Here is a 14,829-nt window from a genome sequence, read left to right on the forward strand (position 1 = left end):
TCACAACTGTTTCATTTATTTTAAATAATGTAACAAAATTTTTGCAGGTGAGATGGCTACTGTTGAATAATTTGGCGCAACTGGGAAGATTCATCTAAGGTTTTTTCTACGCCTTCTAGTTCAATATCTTTGATGTAGTTAATTTTCACTTCTTCAAGCATATCTACTAGTAACTTTTCGATTTGTTGCAGATTGTGCTTTTTCTGCAATTCTGCTTCTAGAGCTTTTTCAAAGTTGGTGAATAGCCTAGAGGCGAGTTTGGCGACTTCGGGATCTTCAATGGCAGCTTTGAGGGTTTTGTAACTTGTTTGGGAGATGTCTTTGGCTAAATTTTCTGCTAGTTGATTGGGTAATTTGTTAACACCGGGAATGTTTTGCAGCTGTTTGTAAACGGGGGATTGGTCGAGGGCGCTTTTGATGATGTATTGTAGTAATGCTTCGATATCGGGTTGAACGTGGGGAAGTACATCGTAGACGCTGAGGTAGATTAAGCGGGATGCGATCGCTCTCACTTCATTAGTATCATTAATATCCACATAAGGACGGCGACTTTCGGGATTAAATATCCAGTTTGCCACATCACCTCGGTTAATTGAGTTTTGCATTCCATCAATCATTCTCACCCCGACAACTTCGGTCATTTCTTGAGCAAAGTTAGCCACAAAATCTCGGTTAATTTGCGATCTAAACGGTTTAAAATCTACTAATTCTGATTGATTGAGGCGAACTAATACAGGAATTACTCTTAACCACCGCCAAAAAGGTAAAAGTAAAAATAGGTCATACCACCGCCTTAGCATTGCTTCTAACCAGGTGAGGTTGGGGTCACGAAGGCTAATAGCAAAAGTTCGCACTAGGTAATCGAGAGCGAATAAAATAATAAATGGTAGGTCAAGTTTCCAGAATTTATCGACGAATTTACTATTAGTATCAATATGGCGGTAATAGTTCGTTGCAATTAAGGGACGGATTGAAGAATTAAAGAAATTAATTTCTGATGACCAACCAACTTGAGAAAGATATTCTGAACTCCAAAAACTATTAAAAGCTTGATGGGAAGAACTTTTGGCTAACCGATCGCGAATCAAATTCTTAATCTTCTCCAACAAACCGCTTTTATTGGCGATCGCAAAAGGATCATCCTCAATTAATTGATTACTCAACAAACGCAACTCCGCTAAAGCTGTCTCCACTTCCGGCGACTGCAAACCATCCGCCGCTACCAATGTTTCTAATTGATTTACTTGCTGAAGATAATTCTGCGTATCTCGATGCGGTTCAATTCCCTTTATTTGGTCATAAAATCGCGTAAGTTCGGGAAACTGGCGAAAGTAAAAGTCGCGCCAAGAAATATAACTCAAGTCAAAGAAAACTAAAAATAAATTAACTAAGGCAATAATCGCAAGAATACGTTGCAACCAACGGAAACGACCGGGTGATTGTTTGAGGGTAATAGTTGATGTCATAGCCAAGTTTAGAGAATTCCCAACTAACAAGAGTATCGCACTCTTAAGCTGCTTTTTCCTTCACTTAGATAACACTAGCGAAATCAAGACAATTTAGTGCTTGTTTTCCAGAGATTTTTGTGTAATTCTCTTATGTATGCTATTTACTACGGTATTCCTACTAACTTACTGTAGTTTAACATGGGAGGGAAATTAATCAATGGGGTATGGTCGTCTTTTTGAGTTGGTACGGCGACGCTTTAACAGCATTGGCGCTAACCGAACGAATTTACGGCGGTGGTTCCAATTACCTGCTATCCGCCTTTTTGCTTTGTTGTTAGCTTTCGGTTTGAGTTTCGGTTGGGTATTGCAGTCTCACCCAGCAGTGAGTCAACAACCAGGAAATGTACAAATCACCTTAGTTTCCTTTGCAGTGACTAAATCTGCTTACGATCGCATCATTCCCAAGTTTGTAGCCAAGTGGAAAAAGGAAACAGGTCAGAATGTCACTTTTACTCAAAGCTACGGCGGTTCAGGTTCGCAAACTCGTGCGGTGATTGATGGTTTGGAGGCTGATGTTGTACACTTAGCCTTGGCATTAGACACTAATCGCATTCAACAAGCGGGTTTAATTCAACCGGGATGGGAAGGAGAATTACCAAATAATTCGATCGTTAGCCGATCGGTAGTAGCATTGGTAACTAGACCAGGTAATCCTAAAGGCATCAAAGGTTGGCAAGATTTAGCTAAAAATGGTGTCAGCGTAATTACTGCTAATCCGAAAACTTCTGGTGTGGCGCGTTGGAACTTCCTAGCTTTGTGGGGTTCAGTAGTTAGAACTGGGGGAAATCAACAAGCAGCACGTAACTTTGTTAGCCAAGTTTATCGAAATGTACCCGTTTTGCCTAGAGATGCCCGTGAAGCATCGGACGTTTTTTATAAGCAGGGACAAGGAGATGTGTTGTTAAACTATGAAAACGAAATTCTCTTAGCAAAACAACAAGGCGAAACCGAACCTTACATTATTCCTCAAGTCAATATTTCGATCGACAACCCTGTAGCTGTAGTTGATAAAAATGTAGACAAGCATAAAAATCGTCAGGTAGTAGAGGCGTTTGTCAAATACCTTTTCTCGCCAGAAGCTCAAACAGATTTTGCACAGGTGGGTTTTCGACCAGTTAACACCAACGTAGCCGCACAATTTAGTAGCAAATTCCCTAGAATTAGCAACTTATTTACGGTTAGTCAACTGGGAGGTTGGAATGGCACCCAAACTCAGTTTTTCGCTGATGGCGCTATGTTCGATCAAATTCAAGGTTCGATCGGTAGAAGATAATCTGAGATAAGTTTTTGGTAGTAGGTAACGCAAGTTGCTAGTTATTAATTATTTCGGAGTTCCCCCATGATATTAATAGCGAAGCTTGGGCTGGTTCCCCCCTTAGTAAGGGGGGCTCCAGGGGGATCTCTTAGGGGGGTAGTGGGGGGATATAAGGCTGTGATTACTAGGTTTTGATCCCCCCAACCCCCCTTAATAAGGGGGGCTAAGAAAGAGCCAGACTTATAACTAGCAACTTGAGTTAGGTAGTGAAATTCCTACTACCTGCTACCAGCCTCAAGCTCAATAATTAGCAACTAAGTCTACTGAATAGTAAGTGTCCAACTCCTGTGTGTACCTAACAATGAGTATTTAGACTGGAACGATCTGAGGTCGCTTCTGTGCAAAGATTAACAAAGTCGTTATTTATTCAAGCTGTCATCGGGTTCATTGCTACCCTGTGAGTGCTTAATTAACTAAAAATCATGGTGAAGGTACCTCAAAAGGAAACACAGGAGTTTATGAAAATTGGCGATCGCATTCGGGTTAAACAGTCAGTCATTGTTTACCATCATCCCGAACATAAGGGTCAACCCTTTGATATTCAAGGGTTGGAAGGAGAAATTTTCGCGATCATACATGAGTGGAAAGGTAGACCTGTGAGTGCTAACCTTCCTATACAGGTCAAGTTTGACAAAAAATTCAAAGCTCATTTTCGCGAAAATGAGGTTGAACTAATAGACTAGCGCAGCACGGCAGATAATGATTGAGCAGTTGAAAACAGCTAAAAAGCTAAACAGAAAAACCTTCTTCCCTTCTGCCTTCTGCCTTCTGCCTGGAAGCCTGGAAGCCTTATGGCACTAGCGGCGATTTCTCAGGAACCAACTGAAAATACATAGTTCACCTCGCATTTGCTCTAACTCTTGTCGGTGGCGCTGGGCTGTCATGTAATACCATTGGCAGTAGCGCTCAAATTCTTGGCGATATTGTACTTCCCGGTAAAACTCTCCGCTTACCTGCACAACAGCAAATATTTCGTCTGCTGGTGGTGGTGGAGTCGGAATAATGCGTCTTAATTCTTCTGACATGATGGTTAGGGGGTAAAGTTTTCCAATCTAAAATTTAAAATTGCTACAGCCAGCCTCGCAGTCGATAGATTATGATGCCGATATACTCTCTTAAAGCACGAGTACTATAGGCTAATCTTCCTACATCGGGGAGGAAATTTAGCAATGCTTCTTGCCAGGTGACTTTTTCTGAGTCTTGTTCTATGGTAATAAAATCGGTGGGAGCAGGGATAGCTTCTATTCCTTGACGCTTAAAAATGGCAAGCGATCGCGGTAAATGAAGTGCGGAAGTAACTAATAAAACCCGCCGTTCTATGCCTTGGGAATCAAGAATTTTCCTTACATTAACAGCATTTTGATAAGTGTTTAGAGAAGTCGGATCTTCCAGAATTGCTGTTTTGGGAACTCCCATAGCTTGAGCAAGTTCTGCCATATCTTTTGATTCAGGAATACCCGTATTTTTCCAATCAATGCGTCCCCCACTCAAGATCAGTTTTGGGGCTTTGCCATCTCGGTATAGTTTAGCGCCGTAGAGGATGCGATCGCCCTCTTCGCTAACTTCCACCCAAGGCCGGGGGGGGACTTTCGGTAAAACAGCACCTCCCAAAACCACAATAGCTGCGGCATTTGGCAATTCATCTTCAGAAATATTTTGCCATTCCAAAGACCTAATTAAGGCGGTAGAAACCCAATAATTACTGAAGAAAAGTAAGATAATCAATCCTAATGAAATTAACCCTGCTGCCCATTTCGGTCGCCGCCAAATCATAATTAAAGCTACAAACAGCAACAGGCAACTTATTCCTAAAGGGTAAAAGAAAATTGGCAGTAACTTCGAGAGAAATAAAAACATTTTTACTTAATTTTAACGACTTTTTTTAGGAGGACGACGCGCATTTTTCCAGAAAAAGCAACTTTTTTTAAGTTGCTGCCGAGATTTTTTTTGTTGCTGTTTCTCAGGTTTATTTTCTTTTTTATTTTCCTCTTTACCCTCCTTAACGTCGGCTAATTCCTCAGTTAATTTTTGCTCATTAGGTAACTCTTTGCTTTGCCACCCTGTAATTATCCATCCCGTAGCTATTCCGGCGAGAATGGCTAAACTAAAACTCCAAATTAAAGGTTTTCCCAATAACAAGAAAGCCACTAAGAAAAACAGACTAACTTTAAGTGCAGATGTAGGAATCTTATTCAGTAGCGAACTCCTCCCTTTCTTTTCTTGAGTATCCTCTGCGCCTGGAGTGGTTCATAAAAAAATCTCCCAAGTAAAGGGAAAAGCTTAAACTTACCTTTCCCCTTTAACTATTTCCCTAGTTTAATTGTGCTGCCAAATCCTGGGTAGTATCCAAAGTTTTCACAAAAACTTTTTCTTCTTGGGTGAAACTTTCGGCATTAGCTAATTGACTGGTTAATAGGTTAGCAGTAGCATCAGAGATATCACCTGTGCGGGAGTTAAGGCGATCGCGCAAAATTGATTCCGGTGCAGTGCAGTGTAAAATCTGTAAAGGTAGGTGATGTTTTTCGGCTGCTGCGATTACTGGTTGTCTTAGGGATTGGCGATCGTACTTAGCATCCAAAATCACCGAATAACCCGCAGAAGCCAGCAAAACTCCCAACTCCAACAACCTAGAATAAGTTCTTTCCGTCATTTCAGGAGAATATAAATCTTCCCCTCCCTTTTCCGACAAAGAAACACCAGCCAAATGTTTTCTCACCGCATCAGAACGAATGTGAATAGCATTACTTTGTCGAGCAATTTTTTTCGCAACAGTACTCTTACCAGAACCCGAAACACCCGACATTATAATCAAACTTCCCTGCCCTAGCTTAGTACAATCAAAAGCCATTTTATAATACTGACTAGCAGTAACCTTAGCTTGCTCTTTATCAGCATCAGGAACACCCGGATCGTCTAACAGAAAAGAAGTAATCTTCGCCCTCACATAAGCTTGACGACTCACATATAAAGGCAAAACTTGTAAACCTTCCCAATCACCACTTTCTTCCAAGTAAGTATTTAAATAAGCATTAGCCAAATCGGGACGATTTCCCACTGAAAAATTCATTACCCCATAAGCCACATCATACATTACATCAACAAACCGGAACGGTTCATTAAACTCAATGCAATCAAACAAGAGAATCTTGTCATGCCAAAGACAAATATTTCCTAAGTGTAAATCCCCGTGACATTCCCGAATCCAACGATTTTTAATTCTATTAGTTAAAACCTCTTGTTTCGTAGCAAAAAAATTATCCGTAAACTCTTTAGTCCCATCAAATTGCTCTTGAGTTTGTGCTAAACCAATATATTTCGCTGTTTGTTCGTAATTTTCATCAAAAGCCTGACGAATTTTAGCAACTTCTCCAAAAGAAAGAATATAATCATTAGTTGGGCATTTACTGTGGAATTGTGCCACTAATCTCCCCAAATTTTCCACCATTTCTTCCGTCAGTTTCCCCTGATGGAACATATTAATCAAAAGATTATCTTGCGGAAATTGGCACATTTTCAAAGTATATTCAACTGCTTCACCACTTCCGCCCAATTCCAACTTATTATCTGTTTGGGTAATTGGTAAAACTTCCAAATAAATCTCAGCAGCGCCGCGTTTATTCATTTCTAATTCTTGACGGCAAAAATGATCTCTTAACTCCAAAGTCGAATAATCCAAAAAGCCAAAATTCACAGCTTTCTTAACTTTATAAGCATAATCCCCCGTCAAAAAAACATAAGAAACATGAGTTTGAATTAGCTTAATTGGTTCCTGTACTGGATGAGGATAAAATCCAGGTTTTAACATTTCTTGAATCACCGGAGGCAGGTTAGTTTCACTCATTTTTTACCTACAAATTACAAATCACAAACTTTGTAGGGTGCGTTAGTGATAACGTAACGCACCATTCGCACATATTTACCACTTTGTAAGGTGCGTCAGAAAAACTAAACCCTCTGTTAATTTAAAGTTTTTAGGTCTGACGCACCCTACAGTGTCATAAACAGAAAAAAACCAGGGTATAGAACCCTGGTCTAGTAAACAAATCATACCTTGTAGTTGAGACAAATTTACTCAGCTGCTGCGTCTTCCGTTCCGCCTTGACCACGCAGAACGCTAACAACTACTTGATCCGGATCTCCAACTACTTTAACGCCTGCGGGTAAAGGTACTTCCCGGATATGCAGTGCATCGCCAACATTCATAGCAGAAACATCGATTTCAATGGCATCAGGAATACTCTCAGGAGGACATTGTACTGTAACTTGTGTCATTACAGGATCTAACATTCCACCACTTAGTTTTACGCCTGCTGCTTCACCGACAAAATGTAGAGGTACTTCTACTTCTAAACTCTTCTGTGAAGCTACAGCAAAAAAGCTGAGGTGATAAATAAAACCTTTTGCGGGATGAGTTTGGACTTCCCGCAACAGAGTTTTACCACTCCAAGACGCTTCAGGGATGTTCACATCAATCAGCGTGTTATTCAGAGAAGCTTTTTTGACTAATGTTTCAGCAGCTTTGGCGTTCAGGGTCAAAGCTAGTGATTCTGTACCATCGTGACCGTATAAAACGGCGGGAATTAAACCGTTGCGACGCAGAGTATTAGGTTTAGATTCTGCTGTTCGCTTTTGACATTCTATTGTGAGTTCCATTTTCAGATTTTGGTTCCTTAGTATTCAAATACTATCAAATCTTCAGGAAGATACTCGCTGAAGATACTGATATTTTTCGTTTTCCACACACTTCCGCAACTCTTGGAGTTTTTTTAGACGGTAAGTGAGAGTTTGATGTTCTTGCTTTGAGGGAGAATCTCCAAGTTGAGAGAGTACAGAATCACTCTCTTCACTAATTGCCTCAAGTAAGAAATTCCGCAATTTTTTACGATTATCCTTACCTAACTTAACTAGAGGTAAACTTGCCTCTTCTCCTTCTATTTTAATTTTAGTTTTTACAGATTTACCAATTTTTGAGAAATCAGTTTTTGCCAACCACTCGTGAAATTCCGATCCTACTTGCACGCTGTTGGTCAACTGACCATCTCTTGAGAGAAAACTTATGTCTAACATTAGCCCTCCTCTTGATCTTCAGATTCCATAAACTCGCTCTCTGGCACATTCTCGGCATAAGCTATTCCCGCCTTTTCTAATTTGGTTTTGCCAGGGCCAGAAATATTTTTGCCATTTACCACGCCTATCACATTTTTTTTATTGATGATATCATCTACTTCCTGTCCGTAAAGATACTTGTTTTTCACTTCTATATGTGGGTTGCTTGGAATATCACTTTGTTGCTCGTTCATTGTTCTATGCCCAGTTAAAATATTTACCTATTAAATCGCTTTTGTATATTATTTATTATTTCTTTAACACGCGGATCGTCTTCTGGATTAATAAGCAATATATCCCCATTTGGATCATTACCCTTTGTTCTTTTCGATGGAATACCAGCCTTATCTAACTCTTTAATAACCCAACCGATCAAGTTTTTGTGAACTAGTAAATCATACCTCATTCTATCTTCATCAGTTTCCCAGTCTTTAGTCATTCAAGTACTCCTTATAAGTTTGTGAGAGGTGAGCGCGGGTTGAAAATCCTTCTTCAAAAAGGTCTATCAACTTATCTTTTATAGACAAACTATCATGACAAACTACATCTACCATCAAAACTTTATAAAACCCTTTGATGTCTCCTGTGGTAAGTTCACGATGTTTATAAATCTGGTATAACTTATTTAATTCTTCTTCTTGAGGATTGTATTTTAGAGGTTGATTGAGGTATTCTAAATAAAATTTAAATTCATTCCAAGACAATTTAGCATCAACAGGATGTTTTAAAGAAAATCTACGAACAACTGCTGTATCTACAAGCTCAGGAACATTAGTAATACCAAACACTAATAGACGATTAGTTGTAGATGGATGAAGTTTGTCAAGTTCTAGCATCAGTGTAGTCATTGCTCGTCGCACACCATCATGCTCTTGGGCGCGACTACGACTCATACAAAACGCATCGAGTTCATCCAATAATAAAAACACAGATGAATCATCAGAACACAGGGTTTTTAAATCTTGAAATATCTGTTCCAAATTACGTGAAGATTGCCCTAAAGCTGGGTCGAGCATTCTACCCACATCAACTGTATAAAAATTTATTTCATTAGTAACTTCTCGCTTTATTTGATCAAAAAGTAAGTGGCAAAGACTAGTTTTACCTGTATTTGGTGGCCCGTAGAGTAGAACGGATGGTGCCAGATCATAAAGGCTGAATTTATCTATTGTATGCTGATCGGCAGTCAGTACAGTTTTACAGAAACGAAAGAGATCTTTCTGTAATTCCTCTAACCCAAAAAGCTTTTGATGAGCTATTTTGCGCTTAATTTCAGCGTGTGTTATTTGCAATAGACCGCTTGAGCCTTGAATGATACTGCTCATGGTTAATTACCTAAGAAACTAAGCCTCTTTACTGGTTTACACCATCCTCTACCATTATTTTAAGAGCATCCTTGATGCTTCAGACGTTCACAGGAGTGCCGTCAGGATGCAATAATGCTCTCTTGGGGCCGTGAATGGGATCTTCCACGATGATGGTTTGGTCGCGACTTGCGCCTAAAGAGACGATCGCAATTGGCACCTTCATCAATTCCGCAAGGAATTTCAGATAGTCCAATGCTTTGCGAGGTAAGTCTTCTAAGGTGCGACAGTCTGCCGTTGATTGTTTCCAACCTGGTACAGTTTCATAGATTGGGCGACAATGGGCAAACAGACGAGAACTGCTAGGAAAATCCTCGCAGCGTTGACCGTCTATTTCGTAAGCAACACAAACTTTAATTTCGTCGAGTTCGTCGAGAACGTCGAGTTTGGTAATGGCAAGACAGTCAATACCATTGATCCGCACGGCATAGCGACCAATGACAGCATCAAACCAACCACAACGGCGTTTTCGTCCGGTGGTTGTGCCGAATTCCGCACCGCGATCGCACAGCAACTCTCCTAGTGTACCGCCTAATTCGGTAGGAAATGGCCCTTCTCCGACTCTGGTGGTGTAAGCTTTGGCTACGCCGATGACGCGATCGATCATCGTTGGCCCAACACCAGCCCCCACGCAAGCCCCACCAGCCACCGGATTAGAAGAGGTAACGTAAGGATAAGTACCGTGATCCAAATCTAAAAGCGTACCTTGCGCTCCTTCAAATAGGATATTGCGCTTCCGCTCCACTGCATCGTAAATTTTTAAAGAGCAATCGACTACATGAGGTCGCAAACGCTCCGCATATCCTAAATACTCCTCTATTACCACTTCCGGGTCAAGAGGCGGCAAATCGTATAGTTTTTCCAGAATGACGTTTTTGTAATTAATTGTCCAACGCAACTGTTTTCGCAGTGCATTTGGCTCCATCAAGTCTAAAATACGGATACCAGTTCGCTCGGATTTATCGGCGTAAGTAGGGCCAATACCCCGACCTGTAGTACCAATTTTATGATCTCCGCGCCGTTCTTCCGATGCTTGGTCAATCATGCGATGATAAGGCATCGTAACGTGCGCCGTCTGAGAAATCATTAAATTTTCGATGGAGACATTCAGTTCTTTTAACTGATCCAACTCTCCAAGCAACACTTTCGGGTCGATGACTGTGCCAGAACCAATGATGCACTGGGTATCTGGATATAATATGCCAGAAGGAATCAGATGCAGCTTAAAGGTTTGTCCCTGAACTACAACGGTGTGTCCAGCATTGACACCCCCTTGATAACGTACTACTACATCTGCTGATTTACTTAGTAAATCTGTTATCTTGCCCTTTCCTTCATCGCCCCACTGGGCTCCAATTACAATAACGTTAGCCAAAGGTTTATTAAAATTGCTAAAGTTTCCACAAACTTTTATTTTTATCAGAAATGGGGACTGTTGTCAAGGTGAATGCTCTAGCGATTGTAGGAGAATAAATTTTTATGGCAAAACAACCTCTAGCAGAGGTATTTGGATTTCCGCTAGATAACCTGTTACCAGAAGCAGAACGTTATCGCCGAAATCGCCTCTGTCCTTACAATAATAAAGTTCCTTCTTGCACTAAAGATAAAGCTAACGATCCTTTAGGAGTTTGTAGTGTATTTGAGGGAAATGAAATTGCCATTACTTGTCCGATTCGCTTTCGTCAGGATTGGTTGATTGCAGAAGATGCAGCTGCTTTCTTTTTCCCGGAAAATACAAATTGGACTTCCCTCACAGAAATTCGTCTTAATGATAAAGATGGATTGTCTGCTGGCAATATTGATGTGGTTTTAGTTGCTTATGATAATCAAGGTTGCATTATCGATTTTGGGGCTTTAGAAATCCAAGCAGTCTACATTTCTGGGAACGTGCGTCAGCCATTCGAGTATTATATGGAAGACCCAATAAATCGATCGAATATGGATTGGACAGGACAAAGAAATTATCCCCGTCCTGATTATCTATCTTCTTCGCGCAAGCGATTAGCACCGCAGTTAATTTATAAAGGTGGAATATTGAAAAACTGGAATAAAAAGCAAGCTGTCGCTTTGCATAAAAGCTTTTTTAATAGGTTGCCTACTTTACCAGAAGTTGACCAGAACGAAGCTGATATTGCATGGTTAATTTACGATCTGAAACACAATCCTGAGACAAATTGCTATCAGTTATATCGCTATCGTACAGTTTATACTTTATTCCAAGCGGCGCTGGAAAAAATTACCATTCCTGAAGCTGGTGCGATCGAGGATTTTATCGGACATCTACAATCAAAACTAGATGAAAGATTAGATAATCCTCCCGACGCTCCCACATTATTAGATCTTATGTGATAAATTTTAAATGCAAGAACTATCAGTCTTTGAAAATAACTACCTCAATCAAATTACGAATGTTGCTTCAGTTCCCCTACGTAGTCCTTTTCGATATCCAGGCGGAAAAACATGGTTAATCCCTCGAATTAGGCAATGGTTAGGTAGTTTAAAAAAGCAACCATTTGAGTTTATTGAACCTTTCGCTGGTGGTGGTATTGTCAGTCTTACTGTGGCTTTTGAAGATTTGGCAAATCAGGTAACAATGGTGGAAATAGATGATGAAGTTGCGGCAGTTTGGCAGACCATCTTAAACGGTGATTATGAATGGTTAGCTAATCAAATTGTTAATTTCGATTTATCTTTGGAATCTGTAAATGAAGTGCTAGCTAAAAGTCCTATTTTAATTGAAGAAAAAGCATTTAAAACTATTTTGAAAAACCGAGTTAATCGCGGTGGAATTTTGGCGGTGGGTGCTGGGAGGTTGAAAAGTGGTGAAAATGGCAAAGGATTGAAATCTCGTTGGTATCCTGAGACGCTGAAAAAGCGGATAAAGGAAATTAGGGAAAGGCGCGATCGCATTACTTTTATTGAAGCCGACGGAATGGAAATTTTACAGGCAAATTCTCATCGTAATGACACAGTATTTTTTATCGATCCGCCATATACAGCAGCAGGAAAAAAGGCGGGAAGTCGGCTGTATAATTATTCTGAGATTGACCATGAAGAACTGTTTGGGGTTGTTAGTGCGATCGCATCTGATTTCCTGATGACTTATGACAATACAAAAGAGGTGCTAGAACTGGCACAAAAAAATGGATTTGATACACAGGCTGTGGCGATGAAAAATACCCATCATGCGAAGATGACAGAATTATTAATTGGGCGAAATTTGGATTGGTGTAGAGGTTTGGGGTAGGATGGGGAAGTGCGATCGCTTCGTTGAGTGGGGAAGTGCGAGTTTGAGCAGTTTTCTGTATGATGAAAAACCGAGTTTCAAAAACTTTCAGGCCATTGTCTTGCGGCATGAATAACAGCTAAAATTTCAATCTGTTCTCCTTGAACTCGATACGGCAAAATAAATGGTGTGCGGGTAACAACCAATTCTTTTGTGCCAGGAATTCTCCCAGGTCTTCCAATTTCAGGATAAAGAAATCGCGTTTCTATGTCAATGATTCCCCTTTCTAATTCTCTGTAAATCCTGCCAAAATTCTTCCCGCGTTACAGAATCCAAAATTTCGCCCCGTTCTTGGGTATAGTCACCTTGTCCCCATCCCATTTGTTGCAAAAAGCGAATCGCATCGGATTGTCCCAAATTATTGACCAAAATCTGATAACCTTTTTCTCTTAACTCTAGTGGTGTCATCATTGATTACTCCTTTTAAATTAAGACTGCAAAGTATTAATTAGCCAAATCACAGGATTGTTTACAGCTACTTGTAACTGATTTTCATATCTGCGTGCATTCTTGAGGAGGCGATTCTCCTTCGGAGACGCTACGCGAACGTCCGTAGAAAGAAATATATCCGCCTTAGCAGCTTCGGCACAAGCGAGATGAAAAGAATCGTAAAGCCCAAAGCCTAAACTTTCTAATTGTTGTGTTCGCGTAGCGTCCCGTAGGGAATCGCAGATCAACATTTTCATCTATTTCCTGTGTCAAGGTTGCCAACTCTAATAGTTTGATAATGCTTGCTTTTTTCTCCAGATTCCTCATTTTTCCAGTTCCACTGCGATCGCTTCACTTCCCATTAGTTGCCATTGTCCAGCACGAACTCGCTCAATAATGCTTAAAATACAGTCACCTTCTAACCTAATCCGTTCCTGCATCCAGTCATCAAAAGGGCGATTTAGGCAACATACATCTAAATAAATAGACACCATCGCAATTACTAATTATTATTTACACACTATACCAAATTATCAATTATTCTACTGCTGCTACTTCCACATATTCGCATTCAGTAGTTGGTTGAGGAATAGGTAAACCATCTTCTTGTATTGCTTCTAAATGAAACGTGATCGCTTCTTGAATGTTTTGTTTAACTTCTTCTATCGTATCCCCAACACTTACGCAGCCAGGTAAATCGGGAACATAAGCGGAATAATTACCTTTTGCTTTTTCAATTACCACAGCGTAACGCATTATTCATTCTCCAATTGCGCTTGTTTCCAAATACTCATAAGTGTCCCAATAGCTAAATCTTTAGAAAGTTTACCTGGAACGGTAACTGTTCCTAATTTAATTGGATGCTTGAATTGGCGGTGACTTCCTTTTGTTCTAGCTAAATACCATCCATCAGCTTCTAATCTTTCTATCACCTCACGAACCTTCATCAAAGTTGCCCCAAAAATAGATAATCTTTTTTCGCTAGACGATTTTCATTCACGCCACCTGGCAAAAGCAGCTGCTACTTCTTCGTCGCTGGCGAACTCTCCCGCATCTGCCTGTCGCAATCCTTCTTTTATATGATCTAGCTGCCACTGGTATACTTGCAGGTAAGAGTCGATCGCTTCTTTGAGTAGGTCAGAGCGAGTGCGATCGAACACTGATGCAATTTCATCAAGTGCTTTTATCTTCTCAGTATCCAGGCTAAAAGTGATGATTTCTTGGCTCACAGTCAACCCCAAAAGTAGGAATATTATTATTTTAATTGCTGCGGTTTTGGATTTGGAGTGTTAGTGATGAAACAAATCAAAATAATTGTCGAAAAACATGAGGATGGCTACATCGCCTATCCCCTTGGCATCAAAGGCGTTGTAGTTGGACAAGGCGACAGCTACGAAGAAGCCTTAGCTGATGTTAAATCTGCTATCCGCTGTCATATCGAGACTTTTGGCAACTCCGTATTTGTAGAAGAATCTCCCGTTATCGAGGCTTTTGTTGCGGAAACAGAGGTAGCTATTTAATGACAAAATTTCCTGTAGATGTTCCGAAAGCTAAAGTTATTCGGGCATTGGAATTACTCGGTTTTGTGATTCTTAGAGAACGGGAACATATAGTGATGGTGCGACAAAATCCTGATGGAACAAGCACTCCATTAACTATGCCAAATCACTCACAAATTAAAGGCTCAACACTTAGATCTATTTGTACCCAATCAGGGATATCGCGAGAAGAATTTTTAACGGCGTATGAGCAAAGTTAAAATGTAGTCTAGTTGTGGCTAGTATAGTTGTGGCTTAGGGGAGATCGCTTCTTGCCAATATC

Annotated in this window: 24 protein-coding genes; 6 read left to right on the forward strand and 18 right to left on the reverse strand. The window is 40.4% G+C overall.

The genetic code is table 11. The features are described 5' to 3' along the window. Positions 1 to 56 precede the first annotated feature (56 nt). A complete protein-coding gene (locus tag ACE1CI_RS03625) occupies positions 57 to 1,466 on the reverse strand; it encodes a hypothetical protein (protein ID WP_413266968.1) in 1,410 nt (469 codons plus the stop codon). A 199-nt stretch (positions 1,467 to 1,665) separates the two neighbouring features. Here ACE1CI_RS03625 and ACE1CI_RS03630 point away from each other — a divergent pair, with 199 nt between their 5' ends. Together ACE1CI_RS03630 and ACE1CI_RS03635 are read left to right on the forward strand one after the other, a co-directional pair. Further along, positions 1,666 to 2,781, forward strand: a complete 1,116-nt coding sequence (locus tag ACE1CI_RS03630) for a sulfate ABC transporter substrate-binding protein (protein WP_413266967.1) — start codon at positions 1,666 to 1,668, stop codon at positions 2,779 to 2,781. A gap of 500 nt (positions 2,782 to 3,281) precedes the next feature. Beyond that, positions 3,282 to 3,506: a ferredoxin-thioredoxin reductase variable chain gene (locus ACE1CI_RS03635; protein WP_413267040.1), complete on the forward strand. Its 225-nt coding sequence runs from the start codon at positions 3,282 to 3,284 to the stop codon at positions 3,504 to 3,506. Between the two features lie 114 nt (positions 3,507 to 3,620). On the opposite strand, the gene ACE1CI_RS03640 is transcribed toward ACE1CI_RS03635, so the two are convergent. The 10 genes from ACE1CI_RS03640 to ACE1CI_RS03685 form a co-directional block, all read right to left on the reverse strand. After that, positions 3,621 to 3,848: a hypothetical protein gene (locus ACE1CI_RS03640; protein WP_413266966.1), complete on the reverse strand. Its 228-nt coding sequence runs from the start codon at positions 3,846 to 3,848 to the stop codon at positions 3,621 to 3,623. Positions 3,849 to 3,891: 43 nt separating this feature from the next. After that, positions 3,892 to 4,680: a YdcF family protein gene (locus ACE1CI_RS03645; protein WP_413266965.1), complete on the reverse strand. Its 789-nt coding sequence runs from the start codon at positions 4,678 to 4,680 to the stop codon at positions 3,892 to 3,894. Between the two features lie 12 nt (positions 4,681 to 4,692). Beyond that, positions 4,693 to 4,971, reverse strand: coding sequence for a hypothetical protein (locus ACE1CI_RS03650; protein WP_413266964.1), 279 nt, complete (start codon positions 4,969 to 4,971; stop codon positions 4,693 to 4,695). A 163-nt stretch (positions 4,972 to 5,134) separates the two neighbouring features. Continuing rightward, on the reverse strand, positions 5,135 to 6,664 hold the full coding sequence (locus ACE1CI_RS03655) for a bifunctional aminoglycoside phosphotransferase/ATP-binding protein (protein WP_413266963.1): 1,530 nt from the start codon (positions 6,662 to 6,664) through the stop codon (positions 5,135 to 5,137). A 227-nt stretch (positions 6,665 to 6,891) separates the two neighbouring features. Beyond that, positions 6,892 to 7,476 (reverse strand): 50S ribosomal protein L25/general stress protein Ctc, encoded by a 585-nt coding sequence (locus tag ACE1CI_RS03660; RefSeq protein WP_413266962.1) that lies wholly within the window; start codon positions 7,474 to 7,476, stop codon positions 6,892 to 6,894. A 42-nt stretch (positions 7,477 to 7,518) separates the two neighbouring features. Further along, positions 7,519 to 7,890 (reverse strand): hypothetical protein, encoded by a 372-nt coding sequence (locus ACE1CI_RS03665; RefSeq protein WP_413266961.1) that lies wholly within the window; start codon positions 7,888 to 7,890, stop codon positions 7,519 to 7,521. Then, a complete protein-coding gene (locus ACE1CI_RS03670; RefSeq protein ID WP_413266960.1) occupies positions 7,890 to 8,123 on the reverse strand; it encodes a hypothetical protein in 234 nt (77 codons plus the stop codon). Before ACE1CI_RS03670 ends, ACE1CI_RS03665 begins: the two co-directional genes overlap by 1 nt. A gap of 23 nt (positions 8,124 to 8,146) precedes the next feature. After that, complete coding sequence (locus ACE1CI_RS03675) at positions 8,147 to 8,368, reverse strand: hypothetical protein (protein WP_413266959.1); 222 nt, start codon at positions 8,366 to 8,368, stop codon at positions 8,147 to 8,149. Next, a complete protein-coding gene (locus tag ACE1CI_RS03680; RefSeq protein ID WP_413266958.1) occupies positions 8,361 to 9,254 on the reverse strand; it encodes an ATP-binding protein in 894 nt (297 codons plus the stop codon). Before ACE1CI_RS03680 ends, ACE1CI_RS03675 begins: the two co-directional genes overlap by 8 nt. Before the next feature lie 79 nt (positions 9,255 to 9,333). Continuing rightward, positions 9,334 to 10,668: an adenylosuccinate synthase gene (locus ACE1CI_RS03685; RefSeq protein WP_413266957.1), complete on the reverse strand. Its 1,335-nt coding sequence runs from the start codon at positions 10,666 to 10,668 to the stop codon at positions 9,334 to 9,336. Between the two features lie 104 nt (positions 10,669 to 10,772). Between ACE1CI_RS03685 and ACE1CI_RS03690 the strand changes: the two genes are divergently transcribed. Beyond that, complete coding sequence (locus ACE1CI_RS03690) at positions 10,773 to 11,642, forward strand: NotI family restriction endonuclease (protein ID WP_413266956.1); 870 nt, start codon at positions 10,773 to 10,775, stop codon at positions 11,640 to 11,642. A gap of 10 nt (positions 11,643 to 11,652) precedes the next feature. Continuing rightward, positions 11,653 to 12,540, forward strand: a complete 888-nt coding sequence (locus tag ACE1CI_RS03695; RefSeq protein WP_413266955.1) for a DNA adenine methylase — start codon at positions 11,653 to 11,655, stop codon at positions 12,538 to 12,540. Positions 12,541 to 12,617: 77 nt separating this feature from the next. On the opposite strand, the gene ACE1CI_RS03700 is transcribed toward ACE1CI_RS03695, so the two are convergent. The 7 genes from ACE1CI_RS03700 to ACE1CI_RS03730 all read right to left on the reverse strand — a co-directional run bounded on the left by ACE1CI_RS03700 (position 12,618) and on the right by ACE1CI_RS03730 (position 14,237). Continuing rightward, on the reverse strand, positions 12,618 to 12,821 hold the full coding sequence (locus ACE1CI_RS03700; protein WP_496615596.1) for a type II toxin-antitoxin system RelE/ParE family toxin: 204 nt from the start codon (positions 12,819 to 12,821) through the stop codon (positions 12,618 to 12,620). Then, positions 12,790 to 12,990: a hypothetical protein gene (locus ACE1CI_RS03705; RefSeq protein ID WP_413266954.1), complete on the reverse strand. Its 201-nt coding sequence runs from the start codon at positions 12,988 to 12,990 to the stop codon at positions 12,790 to 12,792. Before ACE1CI_RS03705 ends, ACE1CI_RS03700 begins: the two co-directional genes overlap by 32 nt. A gap of 17 nt (positions 12,991 to 13,007) precedes the next feature. After that, positions 13,008 to 13,259, reverse strand: a complete 252-nt coding sequence (locus ACE1CI_RS03710; RefSeq protein WP_413266953.1) for a hypothetical protein — start codon at positions 13,257 to 13,259, stop codon at positions 13,008 to 13,010. 72 nt (positions 13,260 to 13,331) lie between these two features. Further along, positions 13,332 to 13,502 carry a hypothetical protein gene (locus tag ACE1CI_RS03715; protein WP_413266952.1) on the reverse strand — a complete coding sequence of 57 codons (171 nt, stop codon included), beginning with the start codon at positions 13,500 to 13,502 and terminating at the stop codon, positions 13,332 to 13,334. Positions 13,503 to 13,545: 43 nt separating this feature from the next. Next, positions 13,546 to 13,764 carry a type II toxin-antitoxin system HicB family antitoxin gene (locus ACE1CI_RS03720; RefSeq protein WP_413266951.1) on the reverse strand — a complete coding sequence of 73 codons (219 nt, stop codon included), beginning with the start codon at positions 13,762 to 13,764 and terminating at the stop codon, positions 13,546 to 13,548. Beyond that, the gene (locus tag ACE1CI_RS03725) at positions 13,764 to 13,955 is read right to left on the reverse strand and encodes a type II toxin-antitoxin system HicA family toxin (protein WP_413266950.1); all 192 of its coding nucleotides are present in this window, start codon (positions 13,953 to 13,955) and stop codon (positions 13,764 to 13,766) included. Before ACE1CI_RS03725 ends, ACE1CI_RS03720 begins: the two co-directional genes overlap by 1 nt. A gap of 45 nt (positions 13,956 to 14,000) precedes the next feature. Continuing rightward, positions 14,001 to 14,237, reverse strand: coding sequence for a CopG family ribbon-helix-helix protein (locus ACE1CI_RS03730; RefSeq protein WP_413266949.1), 237 nt, complete (start codon positions 14,235 to 14,237; stop codon positions 14,001 to 14,003). 66 nt (positions 14,238 to 14,303) lie between these two features. Here ACE1CI_RS03730 and ACE1CI_RS03735 point away from each other — a divergent pair, with 66 nt between their 5' ends. Both ACE1CI_RS03735 and ACE1CI_RS03740 read left to right on the forward strand, forming a co-directional pair. Continuing rightward, positions 14,304 to 14,528 carry a type II toxin-antitoxin system HicB family antitoxin gene (locus ACE1CI_RS03735; protein ID WP_413267038.1) on the forward strand — a complete coding sequence of 75 codons (225 nt, stop codon included), beginning with the start codon at positions 14,304 to 14,306 and terminating at the stop codon, positions 14,526 to 14,528. Beyond that, positions 14,528 to 14,767 (forward strand): type II toxin-antitoxin system HicA family toxin, encoded by a 240-nt coding sequence (locus tag ACE1CI_RS03740; protein ID WP_413266948.1) that lies wholly within the window; start codon positions 14,528 to 14,530, stop codon positions 14,765 to 14,767. Before ACE1CI_RS03735 ends, ACE1CI_RS03740 begins: the two co-directional genes overlap by 1 nt. Positions 14,768 to 14,829 lie beyond the last annotated feature (62 nt).

It is taken from the genome of Floridaenema flaviceps BLCC-F50, assembly GCF_041929275.2.
Lineage (GTDB): Bacteria > Cyanobacteriota > Cyanobacteriia > Cyanobacteriales > Aerosakkonemataceae > Floridanema > Floridanema flaviceps.